General features: G+C 50.4%; 21 protein-coding genes and 2 tRNA genes. 15 read left to right on the forward strand and 8 right to left on the reverse strand.

What is annotated here, in order from left to right; translation table 11 throughout:
- Position 1: 1 nt before the first annotated feature.
- Together HMPREF9069_RS01235 and HMPREF9069_RS01240 are read right to left on the reverse strand one after the other, a co-directional pair.
- Positions 2-1,246 (reverse strand): FHA domain-containing protein, encoded by a 1,245-nt coding sequence (locus tag HMPREF9069_RS01235; RefSeq protein ID WP_021625276.1) that lies wholly within the window; start codon positions 1,244-1,246, stop codon positions 2-4.
- Positions 1,243-3,036 (reverse strand): serine/threonine-protein kinase, encoded by a 1,794-nt coding sequence (locus HMPREF9069_RS01240; RefSeq protein WP_051317745.1) that lies wholly within the window; start codon positions 3,034-3,036, stop codon positions 1,243-1,245. Before HMPREF9069_RS01240 ends, HMPREF9069_RS01235 begins: the two co-directional genes overlap by 4 nt.
- Positions 3,037-3,141: 105 nt before the next feature.
- On the opposite strand from HMPREF9069_RS01240, the gene purE reads away from it, so the two are divergent.
- From purE to purN, 4 genes are read left to right on the forward strand one after another with little or no spacing between them, the layout of a single operon-like run.
- Positions 3,142-3,609, forward strand: a complete 468-nt coding sequence (gene purE / locus HMPREF9069_RS01245; protein ID WP_021625278.1) for a 5-(carboxyamino)imidazole ribonucleotide mutase — start codon at positions 3,142-3,144, stop codon at positions 3,607-3,609.
- A gap of 1 nt (position 3,610) precedes the next feature.
- Positions 3,611-4,567, forward strand: coding sequence for a class B sortase (locus tag HMPREF9069_RS01250; protein WP_051317746.1), 957 nt, complete (start codon positions 3,611-3,613; stop codon positions 4,565-4,567).
- Positions 4,568-4,620: 53 nt separating this feature from the next.
- A complete protein-coding gene (gene purM / locus HMPREF9069_RS01255) occupies positions 4,621-5,715 on the forward strand; it encodes a phosphoribosylformylglycinamidine cyclo-ligase (protein ID WP_021625280.1) in 1,095 nt (364 codons plus the stop codon).
- Positions 5,712-6,329 (forward strand): phosphoribosylglycinamide formyltransferase, encoded by a 618-nt coding sequence (gene purN, locus HMPREF9069_RS01260; protein WP_021625281.1) that lies wholly within the window; start codon positions 5,712-5,714, stop codon positions 6,327-6,329. The genes purM and purN overlap by 4 nt, the downstream gene beginning before the upstream one ends.
- 253 nt (positions 6,330-6,582) lie before the next feature.
- Here the strand turns inward: purN and HMPREF9069_RS01265 are convergent, their stop codons facing one another.
- The 3 genes from HMPREF9069_RS01265 to rlmD form a co-directional block, all read right to left on the reverse strand.
- The gene (locus tag HMPREF9069_RS01265) at positions 6,583-7,683 is read right to left on the reverse strand and encodes a Fic family protein (RefSeq protein ID WP_021625282.1); all 1,101 of its coding nucleotides are present in this window, start codon (positions 7,681-7,683) and stop codon (positions 6,583-6,585) included.
- A 377-nt stretch (positions 7,684-8,060) separates the two neighbouring features.
- Positions 8,061-8,828, reverse strand: a complete 768-nt coding sequence (locus tag HMPREF9069_RS01270; RefSeq protein WP_021625283.1) for an EFR1 family ferrodoxin — start codon at positions 8,826-8,828, stop codon at positions 8,061-8,063.
- Positions 8,829-9,120: 292 nt separating this feature from the next.
- On the reverse strand, positions 9,121-10,410 hold the full coding sequence (rlmD, locus tag HMPREF9069_RS01280; protein ID WP_353640728.1) for a 23S rRNA (uracil(1939)-C(5))-methyltransferase RlmD: 1,290 nt from the start codon (positions 10,408-10,410) through the stop codon (positions 9,121-9,123).
- Positions 10,411-10,661: 251 nt separating this feature from the next.
- On the opposite strand from rlmD, the gene HMPREF9069_RS01285 reads away from it, so the two are divergent.
- From HMPREF9069_RS01285 to HMPREF9069_RS01305, 5 genes are all read left to right on the forward strand, one after another.
- Positions 10,662-11,393 carry a LytR/AlgR family response regulator transcription factor gene (locus HMPREF9069_RS01285; protein WP_021625286.1) on the forward strand — a complete coding sequence of 244 codons (732 nt, stop codon included), beginning with the start codon at positions 10,662-10,664 and terminating at the stop codon, positions 11,391-11,393.
- A gap of 109 nt (positions 11,394-11,502) precedes the next feature.
- Positions 11,503-12,282 carry a LytR/AlgR family response regulator transcription factor gene (locus HMPREF9069_RS01290; RefSeq protein WP_021625287.1) on the forward strand — a complete coding sequence of 260 codons (780 nt, stop codon included), beginning with the start codon at positions 11,503-11,505 and terminating at the stop codon, positions 12,280-12,282.
- Between the two features lie 190 nt (positions 12,283-12,472).
- Positions 12,473-14,542: an elongation factor G gene (gene fusA, locus HMPREF9069_RS01295; protein ID WP_035437935.1), complete on the forward strand. Its 2,070-nt coding sequence runs from the start codon at positions 12,473-12,475 to the stop codon at positions 14,540-14,542.
- Positions 14,543-14,706: 164 nt separating this feature from the next.
- Positions 14,707-15,072, forward strand: a complete 366-nt coding sequence (locus HMPREF9069_RS01300; protein WP_035437937.1) for a metallophosphoesterase family protein — start codon at positions 14,707-14,709, stop codon at positions 15,070-15,072.
- Between the two features lie 131 nt (positions 15,073-15,203).
- Positions 15,204-15,280, forward strand: a tRNA-Arg gene (locus tag HMPREF9069_RS01305).
- A gap of 373 nt (positions 15,281-15,653) precedes the next feature.
- Here HMPREF9069_RS01305 and HMPREF9069_RS01310 read toward each other — a convergent pair.
- Both HMPREF9069_RS01310 and gluQRS read right to left on the reverse strand, forming a co-directional pair.
- A tRNA-Ser gene (locus HMPREF9069_RS01310) sits at positions 15,654-15,744 on the reverse strand.
- Positions 15,745-15,801: 57 nt separating this feature from the next.
- Positions 15,802-16,851, reverse strand: coding sequence for a tRNA glutamyl-Q(34) synthetase GluQRS (gene gluQRS, locus HMPREF9069_RS01315; RefSeq protein WP_021625292.1), 1,050 nt, complete (start codon positions 16,849-16,851; stop codon positions 15,802-15,804).
- A gap of 279 nt (positions 16,852-17,130) precedes the next feature.
- Between gluQRS and arcC the strand changes: the two genes are divergently transcribed.
- The gene (gene arcC, locus HMPREF9069_RS01320) at positions 17,131-18,096 is read left to right on the forward strand and encodes a carbamate kinase (RefSeq protein ID WP_021625293.1); all 966 of its coding nucleotides are present in this window, start codon (positions 17,131-17,133) and stop codon (positions 18,094-18,096) included.
- A gap of 140 nt (positions 18,097-18,236) precedes the next feature.
- On the opposite strand, the gene HMPREF9069_RS08750 is transcribed toward arcC, so the two are convergent.
- A complete protein-coding gene (locus HMPREF9069_RS08750; protein ID WP_021625294.1) occupies positions 18,237-18,878 on the reverse strand; it encodes a GNAT family N-acetyltransferase in 642 nt (213 codons plus the stop codon).
- A gap of 432 nt (positions 18,879-19,310) precedes the next feature.
- Here HMPREF9069_RS08750 and HMPREF9069_RS09155 point away from each other — a divergent pair, with 432 nt between their 5' ends.
- The 5 genes from HMPREF9069_RS09155 (at position 19,311) to HMPREF9069_RS01345 (ending at position 23,069) form a co-directional block, all read left to right on the forward strand.
- Complete coding sequence (locus HMPREF9069_RS09155; protein WP_156894131.1) at positions 19,311-19,532, forward strand: hypothetical protein; 222 nt, start codon at positions 19,311-19,313, stop codon at positions 19,530-19,532.
- A 51-nt stretch (positions 19,533-19,583) separates the two neighbouring features.
- Complete coding sequence (locus HMPREF9069_RS09500) at positions 19,584-19,733, forward strand: hypothetical protein (protein ID WP_232204015.1); 150 nt, start codon at positions 19,584-19,586, stop codon at positions 19,731-19,733.
- A gap of 9 nt (positions 19,734-19,742) precedes the next feature.
- Positions 19,743-20,075 (forward strand): hypothetical protein, encoded by a 333-nt coding sequence (locus tag HMPREF9069_RS09160; RefSeq protein ID WP_232204016.1) that lies wholly within the window; start codon positions 19,743-19,745, stop codon positions 20,073-20,075.
- 600 nt (positions 20,076-20,675) lie between these two features.
- A complete protein-coding gene (locus HMPREF9069_RS01340; RefSeq protein WP_021625297.1) occupies positions 20,676-22,157 on the forward strand; it encodes a phosphoadenosine phosphosulfate reductase domain-containing protein in 1,482 nt (493 codons plus the stop codon).
- Between the two features lie 9 nt (positions 22,158-22,166).
- A complete protein-coding gene (locus tag HMPREF9069_RS01345) occupies positions 22,167-23,069 on the forward strand; it encodes a DUF4007 family protein (protein WP_035438014.1) in 903 nt (300 codons plus the stop codon).
- Positions 23,070-23,082 lie beyond the last annotated feature (13 nt).

Genomic DNA, 23,082 nt, shown 5'->3' on the forward strand with positions numbered 1-23,082 from the left:
TTTAGTTCTCCCGGAACTCGAGATTCATCAAGCCAACGGTAATAAGATCACCGTCGTGCAGAGCGCATTCTGTGATGTCTACATCGTTTACCAGCGTGCCGTTGGTAGAGTGCAAATCTTTAATACGCCAGCCGCGACCATCCCAGGAAATCTGGGCATGGCGGCGAGAAACATTGGGGTCACGCAAAACCACAGCACCCTCACTACGCTCACGGCCAATGATGGCGCTGGGAGCAGAGGCAATATAGCTACGTCCCGATTGATGGTCAATCAGAGTGCATGTGTAGTTAACTTCAGGTTGAGAAACGGGCGCAGCTGCAGGTGTTGCCACGGGAGCAGGCTGTGCCTGAGGACGCCTTTGAGTCACAGGCATAGAAATAGGCTGAGCCGTAGGTGCAGGGCTAGGGGCTAGCGCATCGGCGTACTGGCTATCGACATAGTCTGTAGGGATAACACCCAAGCCAATAGAGTCATCAGTCAAAGGGGAGCCTGATACGGGGATTGCCACAGGATTGGGCACAGGAATAGCGCGCATATGCTCGGAGGCAATGCCAGGCACACGAGAGACAAGCGGTGAGGCAGGCTCTGCTGCGGGTTCAGGCTCGGATACAGCAACAGGTACAGGAGCGGCAACGGGAGTGGGTATTACTGTCGGAGCAGGTTCAACTGCGGGAGCCGGTGTAATGACATCATTATCTTGCTCTTGAGGCTCGGGAACAGCCATCGGAGCCTCTACGGGCTGTTTGAGGACAGCGCGCTTTTGGCGCTTGCTGCTGCGAGGAATCTCGACAGCTGGTGCAGCTGCAGAAGCAGCGCCACCCAAGGTAGAAGCACCCGAAAGGAAAGCTTCTTCCTCAATACGTAGACGGTTGAGTGTGCGCGCATCGACATTTTCTGCAAAGACGGCAAACTTTCCACTGCGTAAAGAGGGGTCAACCATAAAGCGCGCCAGCGGCTTACCAACAAATACATAGTTGCGACGTTTGCCCTCTTGTTCAACCAAGTCGGACAGCTCAGCGGTGAACTGAGGATACAAAGCACGCATCGTTGCATCATCTGCAGAAGATACAAGAATGGTATAGAGAGCGGGGGCAGTATTGACCCCGTCGACTACAAAAGTCTCTGCTTCCATCTCGCGGGCAGCGCGACGGGCGAGCTTGCGAAGAGATATGGGGGCTGTAAAGCCCTGAGGAGCAGCGCCAAACACATCATTCATACGCTGCTCGAAAGTCTTGAAGACGTTCATCTGGACTCCTCGTCCTCGAAATGTCGTGACTCTTGCAAAGCACTGACAAGGGACACAAATATAGTTAAGAGTACCGCAACACCTACCGTTTCCCACGTGGGGGCCGGCCATATGCCACCATTCTCCATTCGAGCTGCTACAAGCTGAGTGAAGCACACTATGCCACAGCAGCTAATCTGGCCAATTGCGAAGCGCGTACGAGAGGCTTCGGGACGTCCGATGATGCTTGCGAGGCAAGCTGCAAGCATGCAGCCGCCCAGGCGAATGAGTGAGGGGATAGAAATGAGTGATGGTAGGTTTGTTGCAGCTTTTGTGAGCTGAAAACCTGCAGGTATTAATAGGAGTTTGAGCTGAGCGAGCAGCCAAGCCATACCAGCACTTATAGCTGCCATGGGGACATCCGAGTTACAACCTGCAACTGCAGCAGCAGCAGCGTTTTGGCCTAAAGCAGGAGCGATGAGTAGTGCAAGCGATGCTGTCTTGGTATGGATCTGCTTGAACCACAGTGTGCCAAAACAGGCAATGATTGCGACGGCTAATAAAATAGACGGTCCGTCGGCTGCAGGCAAAAGAGCAAGCGCAAAGAGTAGTGGTATAAGCAGCCCTGCAAGCGGAGTCCAGCATGCTATCGCAGCAGCTACGGCCAAAGCTCCTGGCACTATAGGAACGCTTTGAGTGAGTGGGACATGAGGTAGAAGCTCGGTGGCAAGCGTTGCACCTGCGATTGCCGTGAGTCCACGCACAACTGCCGACGCCAACCAAGGAAACCGTACCGCCAGTGGAATACGTTCACCTTCCCACTCGTCATCATCTAGTCCATCTTCCTGAGAGGTGAGAGAGGCGATAGATGCAGCGCCTTCCTCAGGATCACCTAAACCAAAGGCAATATCGTCGGCTACCTGATCGGCATTAGTGGGACGCATGGCGGGGTCTGCTTCAAGACAAGCAATAATGGTCTGCTCGGTAATCCCTGCAAGGGCAGGATCTTTTTTGGAGAGACGAGGACGAATACCGCGGCGAATGGCAAGGGCGGATTGTTCGGCAGTATCTGCGGCAAAAGGATTGCTGCCCGTAAGTGCCTGCACCAAGACAACTACCATCGAAAAAATGTCAGCTCGTTCGTCGACGGTACCGCCCTCGATTTGCTCGGGTGGCATGTAACCTACGGTTCCACCGCGCGCATCCGCAAAACCAGTAGCAGAAGAAAGAGCAGCCATACCAAAGTCACATAGTTTAATTTTGCCCTCGTGGGTCAGCATGATATTGGATGGTTTTATGTCTAGGTGGAGTACCCCCGCATGATGTGCAAACGCCAACGCTGCACCAAGCTCTCGTGCAAGGTAGGCCACCTCATCGTGGGTGAGTGTGCCGCCCTCAACGCGGGAGAGCAGTTCGGACAAAGTCATACCATCAACGTATTCCATAACGAGATAGGCAATTTGACTCTCAACCGCAAAATCATGTACTGCGACGATGCCTGGATGTTCTAGGCGGCTGGCCGTACGAGCTTCAGAAAGTGCTTCTTCTATGGTGGCATCAGCTTGCGCAATTGTGGCACCAGGAATTTGAGCGGTTTGATTGATGAGCGGTGCCAAACGCATCCGCTTGATGGCCACGCGACGTTGCAGGCGAGTATCCCAACAGGCAAGAACCGTGCCAAAACCACCAGTACCACAACTGCCCATCACGCGATAGCGGCGCAAGATCATGGTCTCGGGCGTATCGTTTTGCTCGACCTGATTTTGAGCTGCTGGATAGCGCAAATGTGTATGAGTGTCAGCTATAGGCACTTTCGCGCAGTCCTTTCTTTGTTTGAGCTGCATTTGAATAAGGCGCGTGCATGCGTCATGAGTATACTGTAAGGCGCAAATGACCATGAAAGGAGACCAACTCACATGACTCAGACGGAAAAGCCGTTGGTGGGCATCATTATGGGTTCGAAATCTGATATGGCCGTAATGGAGGGCTGCACCCAGCAGCTTGAGGAGCTCGGGGTGCCTTATGAGCTCATTATTGCTTCAGCGCATCGCACCCCTGCAAAAGTGCATGAATGGGCATCTACTGCAGCTGATCGCGGTATTCGTGTCATCATCGCAGCAGCTGGTAAAGCAGCTCATCTTGGTGGTGTTGTTGCAGCGTATACGCCGCTGCCTGTGGTGGGCGTACCTATGAAAACTTCTGATTTGGGCGGCATGGACTCCTTGCTGTCTATGGTACAGATGCCAACCGGCGTACCTGTGGCCTGCGTGGCAATCGGCGGTGCCAAAAATGCAGCTATCTATGCAACGCAAATTCTAGGTGCCGCTATGCCTGAATGGCGTGAAAAGATAGTGGTATTCAAGACGGCAATGGCGGAGGCATAGCGTGGCGCGTCATATGGGCAGCTCTGCTTCTGCCAACAACAAAACAGTGCGTACGGCTGCGCCAGTGGAGGAGCCATTGAGCAACCATGCGGTAAGTCCCCTGCCTTCTCATGCAGGTGCTGCAAATGGTTTAAATTCACGAAAGCCAAACCGTGGATCTAAGGGTAGGCGTATTTTTTCAACCCTATTGCTTGCGGTGGGTATTATTTTGCTGCTGGTAGCGGCTAGCATGTTTGCTGTGCAACGTTGGGGTTACTACCAACAAGATAAGGTAAATAGCGATCTGGCTTCGCACGTCAAGATTGACGATACGCCCAGTCAAGGTTCTGAAGCTGAAAAATGTCCCGTGACGGTAGACTGGGCCGCTCTCAAGAAGGTCAATGATGAGGTTGTAGGCTGGCTTTATGTGCCTGATACCACCATCAATTACCCCATCTACCAGCACTCTGACAACGAGTATTACTTACACAATAATGCCGAGGGCACCTGGACTGTCGGTGGCCAGCTCTTTATGGATTATGAAAACGCTAAGCCAGGTCTTGTGGACAACCAAACCATGATCTATGGCCATCACCTGCTTAACGGTACTATGTTTGAGCAAATTGCTGCCCTTGATGACCAAAAGAAGTTTGATGAGATGGGCACCATTTGGTATGTCACCGAGCAAGGCGCACATCGCTTGAAGCCTATCTTTATGTATGACACTGCGCGTGAGGATATGGATGCGCGCACGATTAATTTTGCTAGTGCTGATGAGCTGCATGAGTTCTTGGCAAAGCGTCTTGATAAAGCGTTGACGCGACGTGCTGATGCAGACAAGATTGTCTCCAAGGTAGATCATGTGATGACTTTGTCTACCTGTGTCTATTACTCCAAGTACGAAAAGGGGCAAGGCCGTGGCTTGTTGGTGTGTGCTCCTGTAGAAGAAATCGATGCAGCACTTGCTACAGCGAAATAAGGTGTAACGAAATAAGGCAGGCGGTCACGTTTTCCAAACGGAAGGGTCTCGACATGAGCGATGAGAAGCACATCACCTATGCAGATGCCGGAGTCGATGTCGATGAGGGAGCGCGGGCAGTCGAGCTAATCAAGCCTGCGGTTGCGGCAACTATGCGCCCCGAAGTTATCGGTGGGCTTGGCGGATTTGGCTCATTGTTTTCGATGGCGGGTTTTAAGGATATGCAGGATCCCGTGCTGGTTTCTGGCACCGATGGTGTGGGTACTAAGCTTGCTATTGCGCAGTTGCTGGGACGGCATAATACGGTGGGTCAGGATTTGGTGGCAATGTGCGCCGATGATGTGGTGGTTGCTGGTGCCGAGCCGCTCTTCTTCCTGGATTATGTCAGTGTGGGCAAGCTTTCAGCTGAGGCGATGGCCGAGGTTGTAGGTGGAATTGCTGAGGGTTGTCGCTTAGCAGGCTGTGCGCTGGTGGGCGGCGAGATGGCCGAGCACCCTGGCGTGATGAATCCTGATGACTACGATCTTGCTGGGTTTGTTGTTGGTGTGGTTGATCGCCCCAATATGCTTGGTCCTGACCGCGTAAAAGAAGGCGATGTTATCATCGGTTTGCCTTCGAGCGGCATTCATTCAAATGGCTATTCTTTGGTGCGTAAGGTGGTTATTGAGGGCAACACGGTTGACGAACTCAATACACCGCTTGATGAGTTGGGTGGCAAAAGTTTAGCTGATCTTGTGATGGAACCCACAACCATTTATGCAGGTCCTCTCACACGCATCCTTAAGGCAGGTGCACCCATACATGCCATGGCTCATATTACCGGCGGAGGCATTACCGAAAACCTCAATCGCGCATTGCCCAGCAACATTGATGCATTAGTTGATCGCGGGGCCGATTACGGTTGCAGTTGGGAAGAGATGGGCGAAAGTTCCGCTTGGAGCGTTCCGCCCGTTATTGATTATGTAGTGCATGAAGCAGGGCTTACTCCCGATGAAGCATACAAAACGTTCAATATGGGTGTAGGAATGTCACTCATTTGCGATCCCAATGATGTGGATGAGCTGTGTGAGGTATTGGTTTCTGAAGGCTTTGAGCCTTTTGTGATGGGTGAATGTATTGCTGGCACGGGAAAGGTTGCTTACCGATGACCATCAAAATTGGTGTTCTCATTAGTGGTTCTGGTACCAATCTGCAAGCAATTATTGACCGCATCGCAGCGGGTACACTCGATGCGGAGATTGTGCTTGTTGTATCTTCTCGGCCCTCGGCATTGGGTCTCAAGCGTGCTGAGGCTGCTGGTATCCAAACGCTTACTCTCAGCAAGGATATCTATGCTGAACCCATTGTTGCTGATGAGGTGATTGCTTCTAGTCTCAAAAAGGTAGGGGCAGAGTATGTGGTCATGGCAGGCTACATGCGCATGGTGCATGGACCGATTTTGGCGTCATTTCCCAATCGCGTAATCAACCTCCATCCAGCACTGCTTCCCAGCTTTCCTGGTGCACACGCAATTCAAGATGCCTATGAGCGTGGGGTAAAAGTTACGGGCGTAACCGTGCATTTTGCCAATGAGGATTATGATGCCGGTCCTATCATTGCTCAACGCGCGCTTGTGGTGCAGGAGGGCTGGAGTGTCGACGAACTCGAGGAGCATATTCACGAGATTGAGCACGAGCTCTATCCCGATGTGCTGCAGATGATTGCTGAAGGTCGTGTCAGCGTGCGTTCTAATCTTACGGTGGAGGTTGTTGCTACAAACTAGATGCATCTGTGGTGGCGACACAACGCTGGCGGCACGACGTCTGTCGAGCCTGCTCGACTTACCCGATTCATCCGTCATATGAAAAGGGTTCATTTTTCCCGCTCAATTTGATAACTCGGCAGGTATCAATTTGAGAATTTGAGAAAAATGAACCCTTTACGATACTTTTCCAACGTTTATATATGCAATCCGGTCAAAACACTCATCGCCTCAAGGTTTCGTTTGACGGGAATAAGTCTGAAATCCCATCGCCTCAACCCTGCTGCCGGAAGCGATACTTCCCTTTACCATGCCCGGAGACCGGTTCGATGATCCGGTGTTCTGCCATTTCACGAAGTAATGCGGAACTTCTCGTAGCTCCCAATCCAAGTATGCTCTGAACATCTGACCTGCCGAACACAGCCTTCTGTCCAAGTTTCTCTCTCAATACCTGAATATGCGAAGCGGTCTTTGCTGTGAACACATCTTCAATGTTCGCCTTTTCTTTTTCAATGTTCGCTTTTTTTCCTTCAATGTTCACTTTTTCAGGCTCGGTAAACGCTCCGCTGATATGCAATGTTCGGTTATGTAGCGGATGATTTTCATTCAGCAGTAGATTACGGAGGAAGGTTTCAAGATATTCTGTTGTCTCATGGATTCCGTTTTTCAGATCGTTGTAGTTTGCCCTTACCAGCGAATTACGGAAATACCACGCGTTCTCGGCAAAAATATCGTTTGTCACATCAAATCCCAGCGTACGCAGATACTTGATAAAAAATACCGCTGTCGTTCTGGTATTGCCCTCGCCGAAGACGTGGATCTGCCACAGTCTGGAAACGAAAAAAGCAAGATGATGTATGATCTCGTCCATCGACAGATTCTTATAAGAGAATTTCTTCTCTTCGGAAAAATCATAATCCAATGTTGCCTGGAGCTCTGTTGCGCTGCCGTAGAGCACGGTCGCACCATCCAGCACCCATTCCTTTTTCGTGATGTTATAATCCCGAATCCGGCCTGCGTGAGAATAAATCCCAGTAAACAGCTTTCTATGGATGGAAAGATACTCGTTCGGCGTAAAACTGAAAGCCTGTTCAGAGAGAAACGCTGCTATCCTTGCGGAAACCTTGTCCGCCTCTTCAGTGCGGTCAGATGCATCACGGGCAGGATTTTCCTTATAATAGGACTGAAGGAGTTCATTCGCTTCTTCAAAAGTTATCTCGCCCTCAATATTTCGGACGGCCGTCTGCACCAGATATTCTGAAGTCTTAAGCCCGTCAACCGCCTGCAGACCAATGGCCGTATGCCAAGCATAGCCTTTGTCCCGCTTATCCGGTTCGGACTCCTTGATATATTCCTTAAATGGATCTTTGTCCATGTGAACTCACTTCGCTATTTCTTAATTTGAACACGCATGAAATCCACCGCTTCCGCATGCGTCGTCTAACAAGACTCTATCTTTGATACAATGCACTTTTCCCGAATATGTAGTCCGATGTCCGTAGAAAGCCTTATTCTGCGGGCTTTGCGCATTTCAAAAGGCACAAACCGGCCTGTGAAATACAGCTGATATGCTCTTGCTGTCGCTGTACTCATTCCGGCCGCGCATCCTTTCCGAAACCTCTAACAGGCTATCCTTAAAAAGTGTGCAATCCTTAAATTGTGTAGGAAACCTTAAAAGGTTTAACCTTCATCTTACTGATAGACCTTAACACCCAATTCATAAACCTACTTCGTCGTCTCCGGGAACACGGTTTATCTATCCTCTTGCTTATTCGCGTCGATCAACTCTTTCAGCTTCACATCGGGATTTCTCCAACGCTTGTCGCTCTTCTCACCCTTGATGTGAATGGCAGTCTTCGGGCAAGCATGGATACAGGCAAAGCAGCTGTAACACCGATTATCGAAAGCCATCCTGCCCTGAATGTCAATATTCCCGGCAGGACATACCTTGGCACAGGTGCCACACTTGATACAATTATTGTTTACTGTAAAGTCACGAGCTGCTTGTCCGCTGTTCGTCTTTTTGAGCATAGGCTTTTCAAAGAATGCACCGATGCTCTTGATCATCGTGTTCTTCGTCAGCTCATGCTTGCGGGCAGCAATATCTGATGCAATTCGGAGCAGGTTCTCTTCCACCTTTTTCGACGGGAGTTTTGCAATTTCCTTCTCAACGTCAAAGAGCGGAAGATAGTTGTCCACCATCAGCAGTTCTGCAGAATAGTCCAGCTTGATTCCGTGTTCTGAAGCGAGTTTTTGGAATGCGTACAAACTGTTTCCGGGAAAGAAGCCATAAGTAGCCACTGCAAAATAATAATCTGCTTCAAATTTCTTTTTATCCAAAAGCTCTTTCATAATACGCGGGTAGGTACCGTCAAACACAGGGAAAACAAATCCTATCGCATCATCCTTGTAATTGGATTTTTCCTCATGAATTGCCTGCGGAACTGAGATCGCCTCACCTCCGATGTTCTTTGCCACTGCAAGGCAATTTCCCGTTGCAGAAAAATAAAACACTTTCATGAACCGGTCTCCTTTCTATGAATTCTTTACCTTCCTCTTTCTCACAGCTACTTCTCAATCGTCGCTTTTGAGTTCTTCACCTGAGAACCCTGATGGCGAGCCCGTTCTCATTCATGATGGCTCCCTTGCAGTTCTTCTTAACATCTCGCACCATGCTGGCCAGTCCGGAGCCTTCATGCGTACTGATGACGCGCACCGTTTTCCCGGAAGAGTCCAGCCTTTTGATTGCCGTTTCAAGCTCCGGAGCATAGGTTCCCCAGTAGATCGGACTCATGATGTAAATTTTTGGCCCTTATTTATCTTTCCTAGACATCAAACTAACCGTCTCGACGTGTTTGGTGTGGGGAAACATATCAACAGCAGTTAGTCGATCGAGATGATATCCAAGATCACGAAGTATAAGCAGGTCTCGCACCTGTGTCTCGGGATTGCAGGAAATGTAGACGATACGCTTAGGCTGTGCTTGGGCGAGCGCGGTTAGAAACTCCAAAGTAGATCCCGCGCGTGGTGGATCTAGCAAGGCGACATCAAAATCATTCTGTTGAGGCTTGCGTGCAGTGAGCCAAGCCGTTGCATCTGCTGCATAAAAGCGGCAGTTGTTTCCTAGATGGTTGGCCTCAGCATTGCGTTTGGCGCAGCTGACTGCCTCACGCACCGCTTCCACGCCAGTGATTTTAATATCTACGTTATACTTGCGCGCTTGAGCTGCGGCGCAGATGCCAATAGTGCCTGTGCCACAATAGGCATCGAGTACATACGCTCCCTCGTCAAGTTGTGCCGCATCAATCGCTAATTGATACAAAACTTCGGTCTGTGCAGGATTAGTTTGGTAAAAGCTCGTAGGACCAATTTCAAAGTGACAGTCGAGCAGCTCGTCATACATAACACCACTGCCCCACAGCACGTGATTTTCTCGGCCAAGCATTGCGTTGGTGTGGCGTGTGTTGACATTTTGAACGCAAGAGCTGACTTCGGGGTAAAGACGTTTTAATTCGTTGGCAAAACGACCGAGTCCACGCACTTCTCGTCCATTCGTTACCACGGTAAGCAGTGCGTCATTGCTCTTCCAGCCCATGCGAACAATGGCATGGCGGAGGACTCCCCGCCCCGTATCTTCGTTGTAGGCAGGAATACGCAGACGTGTTGCCACACGGGCAACTTCTTGCAGAATATGCCGCGCATGAGGTTCTTCGACTAGACAGGCATTGCAAGCAACAACGTGGTGGGTTCCCGCTGCATAAAATCCCGAGCGGATGCGTCCTTTGGCTGCTGGCGCAAAAGGGGTTGCTGCTTTATGTCTGTAGGCAAGAGGTTCTCCACGTATGCCGACAATAGGTAGAATTTTAGTCTCGTCCTGCTTGGTAAAGTCGGCGAAAAGCTGTTCAATCCACTCCTGCTTGCGGCGCAGTTGTACAGGATAGGGGACCGCGAGCCATTCGCAGCCTCCGCATGAGCGAGCTATTGGACAGGTGTATGTCTTGTATCCCATGCCACCAGTGTAGAGCACGTGCCCGCAGTAATTGAGCTCAATACGTACCTCAGAAAAAAAGTTGCTAGTCATCACGAATGAGCGGAAGCGCATGGTCCCCAAAAGCGCGTCTCCATTCGCGAGACATGTCATAGTACCGCATGCAAACCGACGTCAGGCAATATTGCTGCACAGCGTGTCATTGGGGACAAAAATATGCTGTTGGTGACATTGATAAACACATATAGATAATTTCTCGCGACCATAAAGCATATAAAGGGATTTTTATTCGTTGAGTCGCGCATTACCTGTCTTGAGACCTGCTTTGCGTTCTTGCGCGGCGTGCTCACGGGACGGAGGCCACGGTGGTTGTTGCGGTCTGCGATCCACATAGAGATGAGTGCGCTCAGATTGTAGATCTGTTGGCAGAGATGGGGCGCGCGAGCAACTCAGGTATTTTAGCGAGGGTAATGCCAAGCACGACGGCACTGTTACAGATCACCTGCGATTCATTGATGCCACCAGACTTGGTGTTAATTGATAGAGATTTGCCAGATGAGAGTGGAATTAAATTAACAGAAAGTCTGCGTCAAAAAGGCTATCGTGGACCAATATTTGTTACTGCTTCAGACACCAATTCGGTTTTTGATGCACTGGATGCTGGAGCTACCAATTATCTGGTTAAAGGAAGCAACGATTTTGCAGAGCGCCTTGGCAAAGCAGTGCATACTACACGAGCATATATGCTTGAAGATTTGCAAGGACGCAGTATTCGGCTGAAGGGGAGCGAAGGCACTCATCAAGTACCGCTATCTCAGGTGAGATATTTCTCGGTTGACCGTCACACAATTTGTGGTCACTGGGGGCATGTGGTTGAGAGCCTAGAATACCGTTCGACACTCGATAATGTTCAAGAGCAGTTTGCAAATTTAGGCTTTGTGCGCTGCCACCGCGGTTATGTGGTCAATACAGCCTATGTTGCGGATGCGCATCAGCATGAGCTGACATTGTTGAGTGGCGAGCAGCTACCCGTGGGTCGTCGTTATCGGGCAGCCTTGGAGCGGCTCAAGACATTTCCAAGTGCAAACTTTGCCTGAGTCGATGTGCCCATGACACCTTGATATCTATCGCTGGAGATTTTGGCACGCTTATAACCCGCGATTTTCTACAGCTTTAGATTTTGGCTTTAGAGAGAAAGGTAATAAGGTGCGTGCGCTTGTAGCTGACAAAGACAGCGTAATGCGCAGGCGAACGGTAGAACTGTTGCGCGCAATTTCTGCAGAGCAGATGCTAGGTGCGCGTGTTTTCGTGGTGAGCGGTTCTGAGGCTCTATATCAATCGGTATTTAAACGAGGACCAGCAGACATTCTCTTTTTGGATACCAATTTGCCGTTAGGTGGAGGCATTAAGATAAGCCAAGATCTGCGCCGTTTAGGTTATCAAGGGTTTATTGTTGTCAGTTCATGCGACGCTGAGGAAGAGTATCCAGCTTATTTGGCTGGTGCATCTGCTTTTCTGTACAAGCTTGATCCAAAATATCCCGTACGCTTGGGGATGTGTTTACGCGCTGCGGCGCAGGTAAAATTGCAGCTTCAGCGTGAATTCCTACATATGCGCTCGGGCGCAGAGAGCTTTATTCTTGCTATTCAGGAGATTCGCTACTTCTCGGTCGAAAGTCATCATGTGACCTGCCATTGGGGACCTGAACTGCACGCAACTAGGTATGCCAGTTCGCTCAGACAAATTCAGTGTGATCTGGCTGAATATAACTTTGTGCGCTGTCATCGAAACTATCTCATCAACTGCGATTTTGTAGAAAAGATTGACAAGCAAAGCGTGACTTTAGAAGGTGGGATTTGCTTGCCTGTGAGTCGTAGATACGTAAAAGAACTGCGCTTTGCTTGTCAAGAACTGGCTGGGTTAAACAGTGCATCTTCCATAGAAGATGATTCGACAGGCGACGATCTTTCTGAGTTGCTCTCTTAGCTAGATGGTGTGCGTGCGTTATGACAGAATTCTCGCTTTCTTTGCAAAAAAGATAAAAAAACTTACGTCTGCCGCGTTGCTGCAGCACTTGCCCGAGGAGTTGTTTATACAACTCCGCGAGTAGGCTATTGTGTGCCCAATGGCGCTTTTGCGCCCTTTCTTCGCCACCACTTCAATAGAAGGAGGAACCATGGGCACAGATTCAGGAAAGGTCAGGAATGTGGTCCTTGTGGGCCAAGGCGGCGTGGGAAAGACCATGCTGGCCGAGGCCATGCTTCACTTGACGGGCAAGACGAGCCGTCTAGGCGGACATGCTGGTACCAAACCCACGCTAGATTACGACACCGAAGAAGGTTCGCGTGGTTTTTCGATTTCCACGACGATTGCCCCGGTCGAGTGGAATGGCATGCGGATCAATGTCCTCGATGCCCCTTGCTATCCCGACTTTGTTGGTGATGCATATACGGCGATGAGTGCTTGCGAAACCGCTGCGTTTGTAGTGGACGCAGCCTCTGGTGCTGGTGCAATTACTACTCGTCTATGGTTTGCTGCTGAAGAGTTGAGTCTTGCCCGCGCGTTATTTGTTAATCGATTGGATCGAGCAGAAACCGATTTTGACACCGCTCTTGAAGAGCTCCGTGAGCATTTTGGCAATAACCTCGCTGCGGTAACCATTCCCATGGGTACTGGCAACGATTTTGCGGGCATTATTGACGTTATTCGCATGGAAGCGCGTCATCTTGAGAATGGCAAGCCTGTTACAAGCGAGATTCCAGCCGAGTACCTCGAAGAGGCCCAGAAGGCTCATGAAACCTTGGCAGAGCTGGTTGTCGAGGCTGATGACGAACTTATGATGAAGTACCTCGAGGGTGAACCCATCACCATTGAGGAAATTGAGGGTTTGCTTGATAAAGCATTGCGTGAGCGTGTATTTGTTCCCGTATTTGCGGGCTCTTGTGTCCGCGAAGAGGGTGTCATTTCCTTTATGAATGCTGCTACCAGCTGGTTCCCTGCAATGGCTGACTTTGGTCGTGTCCCCCTCGTTAATGGTGAGGAACTTGATATTTCGCCTGATGACGACCGCCCTGTTGCTTTTGTGTTTAAGAGTCTCAATGATCCGCAAAATGGCCGTCTTTCTTTCCTCAAGGTGTTGGCTGGCACACTTACGCCAGGTCTCGAGCTTAACAACGCTCGTACGCGCAAGAGTGAGCGCCTAGGCCACCTTTATCTCATGACCGGCAAGGAGACGACCGACGTTAAGTCTGTGGCTGCAGGCGACATTTGTGTTGTGCCCAAGTTGGATGCCATGACCGGCGATACTCTTTCTGCAACAGGCAAAGTTGAAGCTGCATCGTTCCGCTTCCCCAACTCACTGTATCGCATTGCTATTGAGCCTGATGCTCGCGGCAACGAGGGCAAGCTCTTTGCCTTCCTTGAAAAGAGCGCTGATGCGGACCCCACATTGCGCGTCGACCGTGATGAGGAGACTGGTCAAACCGTTATCTCTGCTATAGGTGAGGCACAGGTCAGCGTGTTGCTTGATCGTCTTGAAGACCGTGCAGGTGTTACGGCTCATACAGTCAAGCTGCGTATTCCATATCGCGAGACTATTCGTCGTGTTGCCTCTGCTCAGGGTCGCCATAAGAAGCAGACCGGTGGCGCAGGTCAGTTTGGCGACTGCTGGTTGCGCGTTGAGCCCAATCCTGGTGCCGGCTATGAGTTTGTCGATGAGGTTGTTGGCGGGCATATTCCGCGTGGCTTTATCCCTGCTATCGACAAAGGCGTTCAGGAGACCATGCGTGACGGTGTTCTTGCAGGTTATCCGATGATTGATGTTAAGGTCGCCGTGTACGATGGTTCATATCACCCCGTCGACTCTAATGAGATGGCCTTCAAGACCGCTGCACGAATTGGTTTCCAAAAGGCTATTGAGCAGGCTGAACCTGTCATTCTCGAACCTATGGCGCATCTGACAATTACAGTACCCGAGAGTTACGCCGGCTCTATCATGGGCGATGTATCGGCTAGTCGTGGCCGCGTTGAAGGCATGGAGGCGGGCTCTGGCAATCAGTTGGGTTCCACCATCGTGGAGGCTACGGTGCCATATGCCGAGGTTACTGACTATGCGACGCGTCTGCGTTCACTGTCTCGCGGTACTGGTGAGTTTGAGATGGAAATTACTAGTTATGAGCAGGTGCCCCATGATGTCCAAGAGCGTTTGGCTCAAGAATATCGTGATCGTCGCGCTGAAGGTCGCTAGCTCGTAGCAGAGATATCTACCTAAGCATGTGAAACAAGGAGGGGTTGCGTTGGCGGCCCCTCTTTTTTGTTCCGCGCCTAAAAGTAGTTGAAATACAGAACATACGTACTATTTGTTGATGTTATATGGTACAGTTGTTCTATATTTCAATTAAGGAGGGCGCCATGTTAAGGAAAAAGAGTCAATGTATTCATAAGACCAATATGGGTGGTGGTGAGTATCGCGAGCTTGGCTATACGCAAACTGAAGACTGGCTAGAGATATATGAAACTTCCTGGGGTCCAGATACACAGGCGCTTTTTGGCGATCCTTCTCATACACAAAAACTTATTTTGAAAAGCTCCCATCAGGAAGTGTGTACAGAATTTGAAGAGCAGAATTTTTTAACCAGCCTCTTTTTTGCTTGCGAGTCAGGGGCTATTGAGTGGCTCTCCGAAGTGCAGGATCGTCTCGACGTGGCGGAGATCCCCTATGTTTATGTGGCATTTGCTCACGATGGCCATCTTTATCGGCCTTTTTGTGAGGCGTAATTTATGGCGTGAGTTTTTCTAGGCTGGGCTTTGAGGATTGAGTGGCAATCTTTTCCAATATGTTACGAGCGGGATTGATTTCAAGTTTTTCTTGACATCATTTGGATGGGATGTCATAGTACTTCTTGCACGCGGCGTTACCTCAGCTGGATAGAGGGTCTGACTACGAATCAGAACGTCACAGGTTCGAATCCTGTACGCCGCACCAGTGAATGTTACAGGCACCTTCGGGTGCCTGTTTTGTTATGTGGACAACATGCATCGTGCTCGCGTAGCAAAATGGGCACGTTTTGAAAGATGGTTCATCTTTCGAGTTTTTGGAAAATCTGAGCTGGGCTTTTACGCCTGCTTACCTCGAAGCTTGAACCATCTGTGGTTTGTATTTGTGGTTTGCATTCCACCTGTGCTCCAGATAGCGCAGCTTACATGTGCTAAAAGGTGTCTTTTTCATCTGACATTTATCTGCCAAACGCATGCGTTTCTATGCGGATATATGCGGATTGTACACAATTCCTACACATATGAATTACATAAAACAAGACTCCTACCAGCGGAAACACTGATAGGAGTCTGTAATGTTCTGGCGGAGAGCTGGGGATTTGAACCCCAGATAGGGTTAAGCCCTATACACGCTTAGCAGGCGTGCGCCTTCAGCCACTCGGCCAGCTCTCCATGTGCTAGAGCATGTTACCGCATTTTTGGCTTTTGCATAGTGTGACAATACGCAAATTATCGATAAATGCCCAAGCTCTGCAGGACTTCGTCATCTACAACAATATCTTTACGGTGTTCTCGAAGCGTATTCCAATCAAAATATTGACATAGATCCGCAGGTAAAGCCTCAGTTCCCGGTGATACAAGGCCAACGAGTGTCGCCAACCCACCTATCAGGCGAGCAGGGTTCACTCCTTTTGCCCGCAAAACACCCAAATCCAAATCTCGTTCACGTTTTGAAAGACGCCGTCCATCGGGGGCAATCAACAAGGGAATATGTGCGTAACGGGGGATTGGCAGCTCCAAAAGCTCAGCAAGATATATTTGCCGCGCTGCCGAGCCAAGCAAATCTCGACCACGTACAACCAAATTCACTCCTGCAGCCCCATCATCTACAACAACTGCCAGTTGGTAGGCAAAAACTCCATCACTGCGCCGAATAAGAAAATCGCCACAGTCTTGGGCAAGATGTTTCTCTTGATGGCCCCAAATCAGATCATCAAAGCCGACTAGCTCTTTTGGCTTACCTAACTCAGGTACGCGTAGGCGATACGCAGGACTCCTGAGACGAGATTTTTCTGCAATTTCAGCAGGGGAAAGATTGCGGCAGGTCCCCCGATAGATATAGGTACCATCAGAAGCGTGAGGAGCTTTTGCAGCATGCAGCTCTGCTCGACTGCAAAAGCAGGGATAGACTAGCTTGCGATTTTTGAGTAACTCAAGGGCGTTTTCATAAATCTGCTTGCGTTCACTTTGATAAACAGGACCTTCATCCCAGTCTAGACCTAGCCATTGCAAATCATCCATTAACAGCCTTGCGAGCCCAGGATGTTGTGCACGAGGATCGAGATCCTCAATGCGCAATACCATTTTGCCGCCAGCGCTACGCACGGCAAGCCATCCAAGTAAGGCAGAAAACACATTGCCTAAGTGCATGCGTCCTGAAGGCGTTGGCGCAAACCTTCCGACGAGTTTGGGTGTCATAGTCGCTGTTGCGCCAACGGCATGTGCATTTCCCGCTGTGGGGGCAAATTTGAGGTTTTGAAGAGAAGAAAAACAGGTCATTTTTGCACCTTAGTTTTATTGAACAAAACATTTTTGCATAGACTCGTGTATAGGTGCACGAAATATTTCTGTAACATTTATTAAAATGCATGATTATCCATATATATCCATTCAATAATTCAGTCGTATACCCAACTACCATTAAGATTGCAAAATATACCGTTTAGGGAATGCGATATTATCGCCACATATCTTTATGGATTGCGCGCTACGATTGCGCAGTCTGTTAAGGTCTGCAGCAATTATTGCTGTTGTCTACACGCGCTAGAAGGAGAGAACATGAGCGAGAAGTACGGCAAGCCCAACCGCGTTGTTATCGCCCTTGGTGGCAACGCTCTTGGCGATACCCCCGAAGAGCAGATTCGTCGTGTCCGCGAGGCAGCTCCCACTCTGCTCAAGGTTATTGAGCAAGGCAATGAGATCATCATTACTCATGGCAATGGTCCTCAGGTTGGCATGATTCAGAAGGCATTCACCTTTGCAAATCAGACTGACCCCAAGATCCCAACCATGGACCTTCCTGAGTGCGGTGCTATGTCTCAGGGCTACATCGGATATCACCTGCAGCAGGCCATTGGTGCTTCCATGCACAAGGCTTACAAGCGTTGGCACGTCGCTTCTGTTGTGACCCAGATCGAGGTTGATCCCGACGACCCCGCATTCCAGAACCCCACCAAGCCCATTGGCGCTTTCCTTACCAAAGAGCAGGCAGAGGCCGAGAAGGCAGCTCACCCCGAGATGGTTTTTGTTGAGGACTCTGGTCGCGGTTATCGCCGTGTTGTCGCATCTCCTGAGCCCAAGAAGATTGTTGAGTACGAGAGCATCTTGAACCTCCTGGATAACGGCTTCATTGTCATCGCCTGCGGTGGCGGCGGCATCCCTGTTGTCCGCGACTACAGCGACAAGGGTGCCTACAAGGGTCAGGCTGCTGTTATTGACAAGGATATGGGCGGCGAGCTCCTCGGTGAGGACTGCTCTGCTGACGTCCTCGTATTGTTGACCGCCGTTGATCATGTTGCCATTAACTTTGGCAAGCCCGATCAGAAGGATCTCACCGACATTACGGTTGAAGAGGCCAAGAAGTACGTCGAGGAGGGTCAGTTTGGTAAGGGCTCTATGGAGCCCAAGGTCAAGGCTGGCATCAAGTTTGCAGAGAGCCGTCCTGGCCGCGTCTGCATCATTGGCTCCCTCGAGAAGGCAGCCGAGGCCATGGCTGGTCTTTCCGGTACTCGCATTCACGCATAAGCTCGCGGTCTAGTACCTCTCCACGCCCCGTCGCCTCCCCCGCGGCGGGGCCTTTTCTCATTTTGTGTGGTTTTTTTCGTTACAGCGAATGTAGATACAGCGAAAGCGACGGGGATGGCAGAGATACACACCACTCAAAGCTAGCGACCATCGTCTTCAAAGTTGTAGCCATACAAGAAGTACCCGTCTGATTGCAGGGCTGTAGGCGAGTCATTATGTCGTTCAGCTAAGCGCGTAAGCCCTAAATGGTCGTAGAAGCTCCAGTCACAATCGGTGTCTGTGACAAGATGAGCACTTTTTGCCCCCGCCGCGCGCAAGTAGTCAAGCGCTCCAGTAAAGAGCTTCTTTCCAAGACCCAGTCCACGTGCCGCAGGATTGACTGCAAGCAAGAGCACGCTGTCGTCCTCTTTGAGTTGCGTTTGAGTGAGCATCTGACGATAGGCATCAATCTCACTTTGGTAGCCTTCATCTGCGGGAATGCTTGCTAACACTTCACCGTATTGCTGATTTACAAGCGTTCGTGCCCTATTCCAATTTGCCTGTTGGACAACACTCGGTAGACCATGGCGGGCAAAAGTAAAGCCGAGCAGATCTTCATCACGCCACGCGCTCACCGCGAATGTTGCTCTCACGAGATAAAAACAGATTTCATCGCCCGAGAGGGCTGCGGCAATTTTTGGATCTACGTCACGGTACCAGGTAGATTTCATAAGATTCCAAGCCGCATCAAAGTCATGCTCTACATCAAAGGCGCGAATTACAACGTCCTGTTGCGTGTTCATGAATAATCCTCTTGAGAAACTCGCTCTTGTTTTTGTCACATAATGCTCTCATCTTAGCTGAGAGCAAAGAAGTCTCCAAAATTACAGTCCGACAGAAAACAGGGTGCCAACCTGAGATTGAAAGACTCAGCCCTGCAGCCAAATGTAATGGCAGGTTAGACGGCATTTTCAAACCCTAGGACCTGCTTTTGCCTTGGAATCCTCTGAGGAGGAGCATTTTGGGGACATTCGTGGAGAATCTGCAACAGGTGCGAGAACCTTAAACTTTGAATCCTCCACCTGCATGCTTGTAAGGAGTGGGATCACTTCTTCTGAATGAGAAGATGCAGGTGGCTTGCGAGAAGCAGGAGTGTACGGACTTTCTCGACACGTTCTTCTCTTCTAATAACTTCATGAGTCAGGCACAGGCAACTGTTGTGAGGATATTCGGGCTTGGGATTGGCGCCTTCGCTATGGATTGACCTAGGGCGCAAGCAGGTCAAGGTCAAGCATTACGACGCTCGCATGGTCATTTCGCTGACGTGGGACGTGGATGGTGTTGTCGAATGCGCCTTCTGCACGCAGGTATATTACAAGAACAAGCCTGTCGACTGGCTGCAGATGTATGTGGTCGGCGAGCTGGACGTTCTTCTCTCCCACGATCTTCTCGCCTAAAGCACGGGCACGTATCACATTAGGACAGTATCGTTCGACGAAGAGGGCAATGTGCTCGAGTCCGAGGGTGTGATGAGCGACTTCGACACGAGTTTCTCTTTTCCCACCTTCGCCATAGCTAAGCCCGGCATTACTAACACGCGCGTGGACATATCGCCGTACAGGCAGAATGTGTTCGTAGATGCAGTGGATGTTATCTAGAGCGCCGACTTGGCGTTTGATGTGCTCATCAACGAGGTGGGCGTCTCCAGGATGAGGGAGTATCTCTCCGACATGATGTTCGACTATGACGGAGATGATGCGCAGGGCTTTCAGGCGGGCCGCTGTGCCAGGTTGCGAGCATTGTGCGTTAGCCAGGGAGTAACTTCGCGCGGCTACAGACTCCGTATGGCGCGTTGCGGACTCCGAGGTGTTTGCTGCTTGAGCGAGCGCATGAGAGCTATTGATGGGCTGCTGGGAGACGGCTGCAACTGGTATCGCGGGCAGGTTTGGTTGGGCAGGTGGCGCACACCCGCAGCAGCGATACCTGCGAGTGGAAGCTAGCGCACGGCAGTGGCTGGATCCACCGCGGCAGATAAATTTGAGGACTCGCAGGTACATGGGACTTTCTACCTCGTATGACGTCGCAGGTCCTTCTCTCCTGGGCAGATTATTTGAAATGCTGCCTCACGTAAGTATCTGTGGATAAACTGATTCATGTACGTCCAGCATTTCTGGTACTGTCGTATGTGACGCATTGCATAGGCAGTCTATAGAGCTTTGCTTATCTGTATTTTTTGGCTAATATGTATGTTTACCTTGGTACTTGTTGTAATTAACTATTAGCAGCCCCTGTTTCTCAACACTCTGTTAGAATGTGAACCGCTGGAAGCTAACATCCAATGGTTTATCGTGAGTGGAGAAGGGGCCGTGTATTGTTCTAAGTGCAACCGTTTTACGGACAACAGCATATGTCCTGAATGCGGATGCGAAACACTTGAGGAGGCTCCTCATGTTGTCTATTGGTGTGGTTCCTGCAATACACCCCTAATTCACATTCCTGAAGGAAACAGAATTAAGTGTCCTACCTGCGGAAACGATGCGCGATATCTTTGTACTGACTTGCGCCCCGTTTTTCCCGAAGAGCGACTTGTATTCGAAATTATGGTCGCAGAACCTCTCGCTTATAAGGATGACTCCGTATGGGCGGTTGGCAGCAAGTATTACGTCAATGGAAAGCCTTTCAACATCCCTATTGCTGAAATTCTTGCGACCGACCCTCTAGAAATCCGCGAGAAACTTGCGAAATACGCTAATGAAAATGATAATTCAGGTTTTCAGAGTCATATCAAAGATTTCATTGAAGTAAACCGATTGCACAAAGATGAGATTGTGCGCGAAGCATGTGACTTCATCGTTGATGCCGCAAAGGGTTATGCCGAGGAAAACCTTGTCGTTTCCTTTTCTGGTGGTAAGGACTCTACGGTCACTGCCGATTTGGCTGTTCGCGCGCTGAGCAACCCGTACCTGGTTCACATTTTCGGAGACACTACTCTCGAATTTCCGAGCACTATCGAGTATGCGAAACGCTTTAGGGACTCTCATCCGCTAGCCATATTCAAGATAGCCCGCAACAACGATCAGGTTTTCTACGATGTCGCTGAGGAAATCGGCCCGCCAGCGCGCATGATGCGCTGGTGCTGCTCTATGTTCAAGACGGGCCCCATCTCAAGAGCGTTCAAGGGGCTGTACGGAGATCAGCCGATACTCACGTTCTATGGAATAAGGAAAGGCGAGTCTGTCTCTCGCAGCAAATACAATCGCATAGAGGACAATGCGGAATCGGTGAAAATCCAGCAGCAGAAGGTGGCAGCACCCATCTTCCATTGGAACGACATCGATGTATGGCTCTACATCCTAGCCGAGGGCATTGACTTCAACGACGCTTACAGGCTGGGCTATGAGCGAGTGGGGTGTTGGTGCTGTCCGAACAACAACCCCCGGGCCCAGTTCCTCTCCCAAATCTACATGCCCGAGGAGTCAAAGAAGTGGCATGACTTCCTCGTGGACTTCGCGCGACGCATTGGCAAGCCAGACCCAGAGGTATATGTGGACACTGGCAAGTGGAAGGCGCGCCAAGGTGGGAACGGTGTAGCTGCCGCCAGATCCGTTTTGGTGGAGGCAAGCCACTGCGCAACCGAAGACGACGCAATGATCTTCTCTCTAGAGAGGCCGTTCTCGGATGAGTTCGTTGGCCTTTTCACCCCTATCGGAGACTATGCGCCTGGTTTGGGCAGGAAGCTTTTGGACGAGCGAGTTTTCGTCGACCACAGGACGAACGAGCCAGTCGTCGCGGTGATGCCTTTCACTCAGCCTGGCTACGAGTATGCGGCAAAGATTCGAATACTGCGCCAAAGTGATGCCGAGTCATTGCTACGCATGGCAAAGTACCAGGTCGTTAAGTACAACGCATGCAGGCAGTGTTTGAAGTGCGAATCACTCTGTAGGTTCGGAGCCATCTCTATCTCGGGCGATGGCTACCGTATCGACCCTGCGAAATGCGTTCATTGCCGGCAGTGCGTTACCGATAAATACCTAGAGGGTGGTTGCCTGATGCGCAAGTACCTAAAGACGAAGGAAGAGTAGCCGATGCAAATGAAATTCAAAGCCCACCAGTCATTCTTCATTCGCAAAGGCTGGCTAAGCAAGGGCCTTAGAGGCGTGCAGCGCAACTCGGCACTCTTGATGCCTAGCAACAGCAAAGAGGCGATGAACGAACTAGGCCTTGGCGCGAACCAAGTTGTCGCTCTGCGGTACTGGTTGCAGTCAACCGGTCTTATTGAGATGGGCTTCAGGAACCGTGAACACTCGATAACCGACCTTGGCGAGCTCATTTTGGAGAAGGACCCCTACATCGAAGAAACGGGCACCTTGTGGGCTCTGCATTGCAACCTTGCTTCAGCGCAGGAGGAGGCAGCGTCTTGGTACTTCTTCTTCAATGAGTTCAAGATGAATGTCTTCGGAAAGGGCGACTTCACCCATGCAATCGAGCGATACATCTTTCTCTATAACGACAAGAAGAAGGTCGCGCTCACCTCTTTGGACGCTGATTTCAGCTGCATCCTGAATACCTATATCCCACATGATAGAACGAACGGCAGAGCAAGCTCGCCCGAGAGCGTCATTGATAGCCCGCTCGGCGAACTAGGACTCATTGACGTCGAGAGCAAAGCGGCGAAGACGTATCGGAAGAAACCGGCGAATCTTGTATCCCTCCCCAGCCTTCTCGTGCTCTATGCCATTTGCGAAATGAGGGACGACGGCCCGGATGGGCGGAATGAGGCTGCGGAAGTCAAGCTTGAGACGCTTCTAGACGGGCCGCGTTCGCCCGGGCGAGTTTTCAACCTTGATTCCGTTGGTCTTTTGACAAAGCTCTACGAGCTCGAAAACGATGGTTGGCTTCGAATAAACCGGACCGCTGGACTCGACGTCATACGACTCACCAGTCCCGATATGGACGGTGTGAGCTGTCTTGGGAACTACTACGAGATGATTTGATAGGAGGTGCCGA

This window comes from Atopobium sp. oral taxon 810 str. F0209, assembly GCF_000466405.1.
GTDB lineage: Bacteria > Actinomycetota > Coriobacteriia > Coriobacteriales > Atopobiaceae > Olegusella.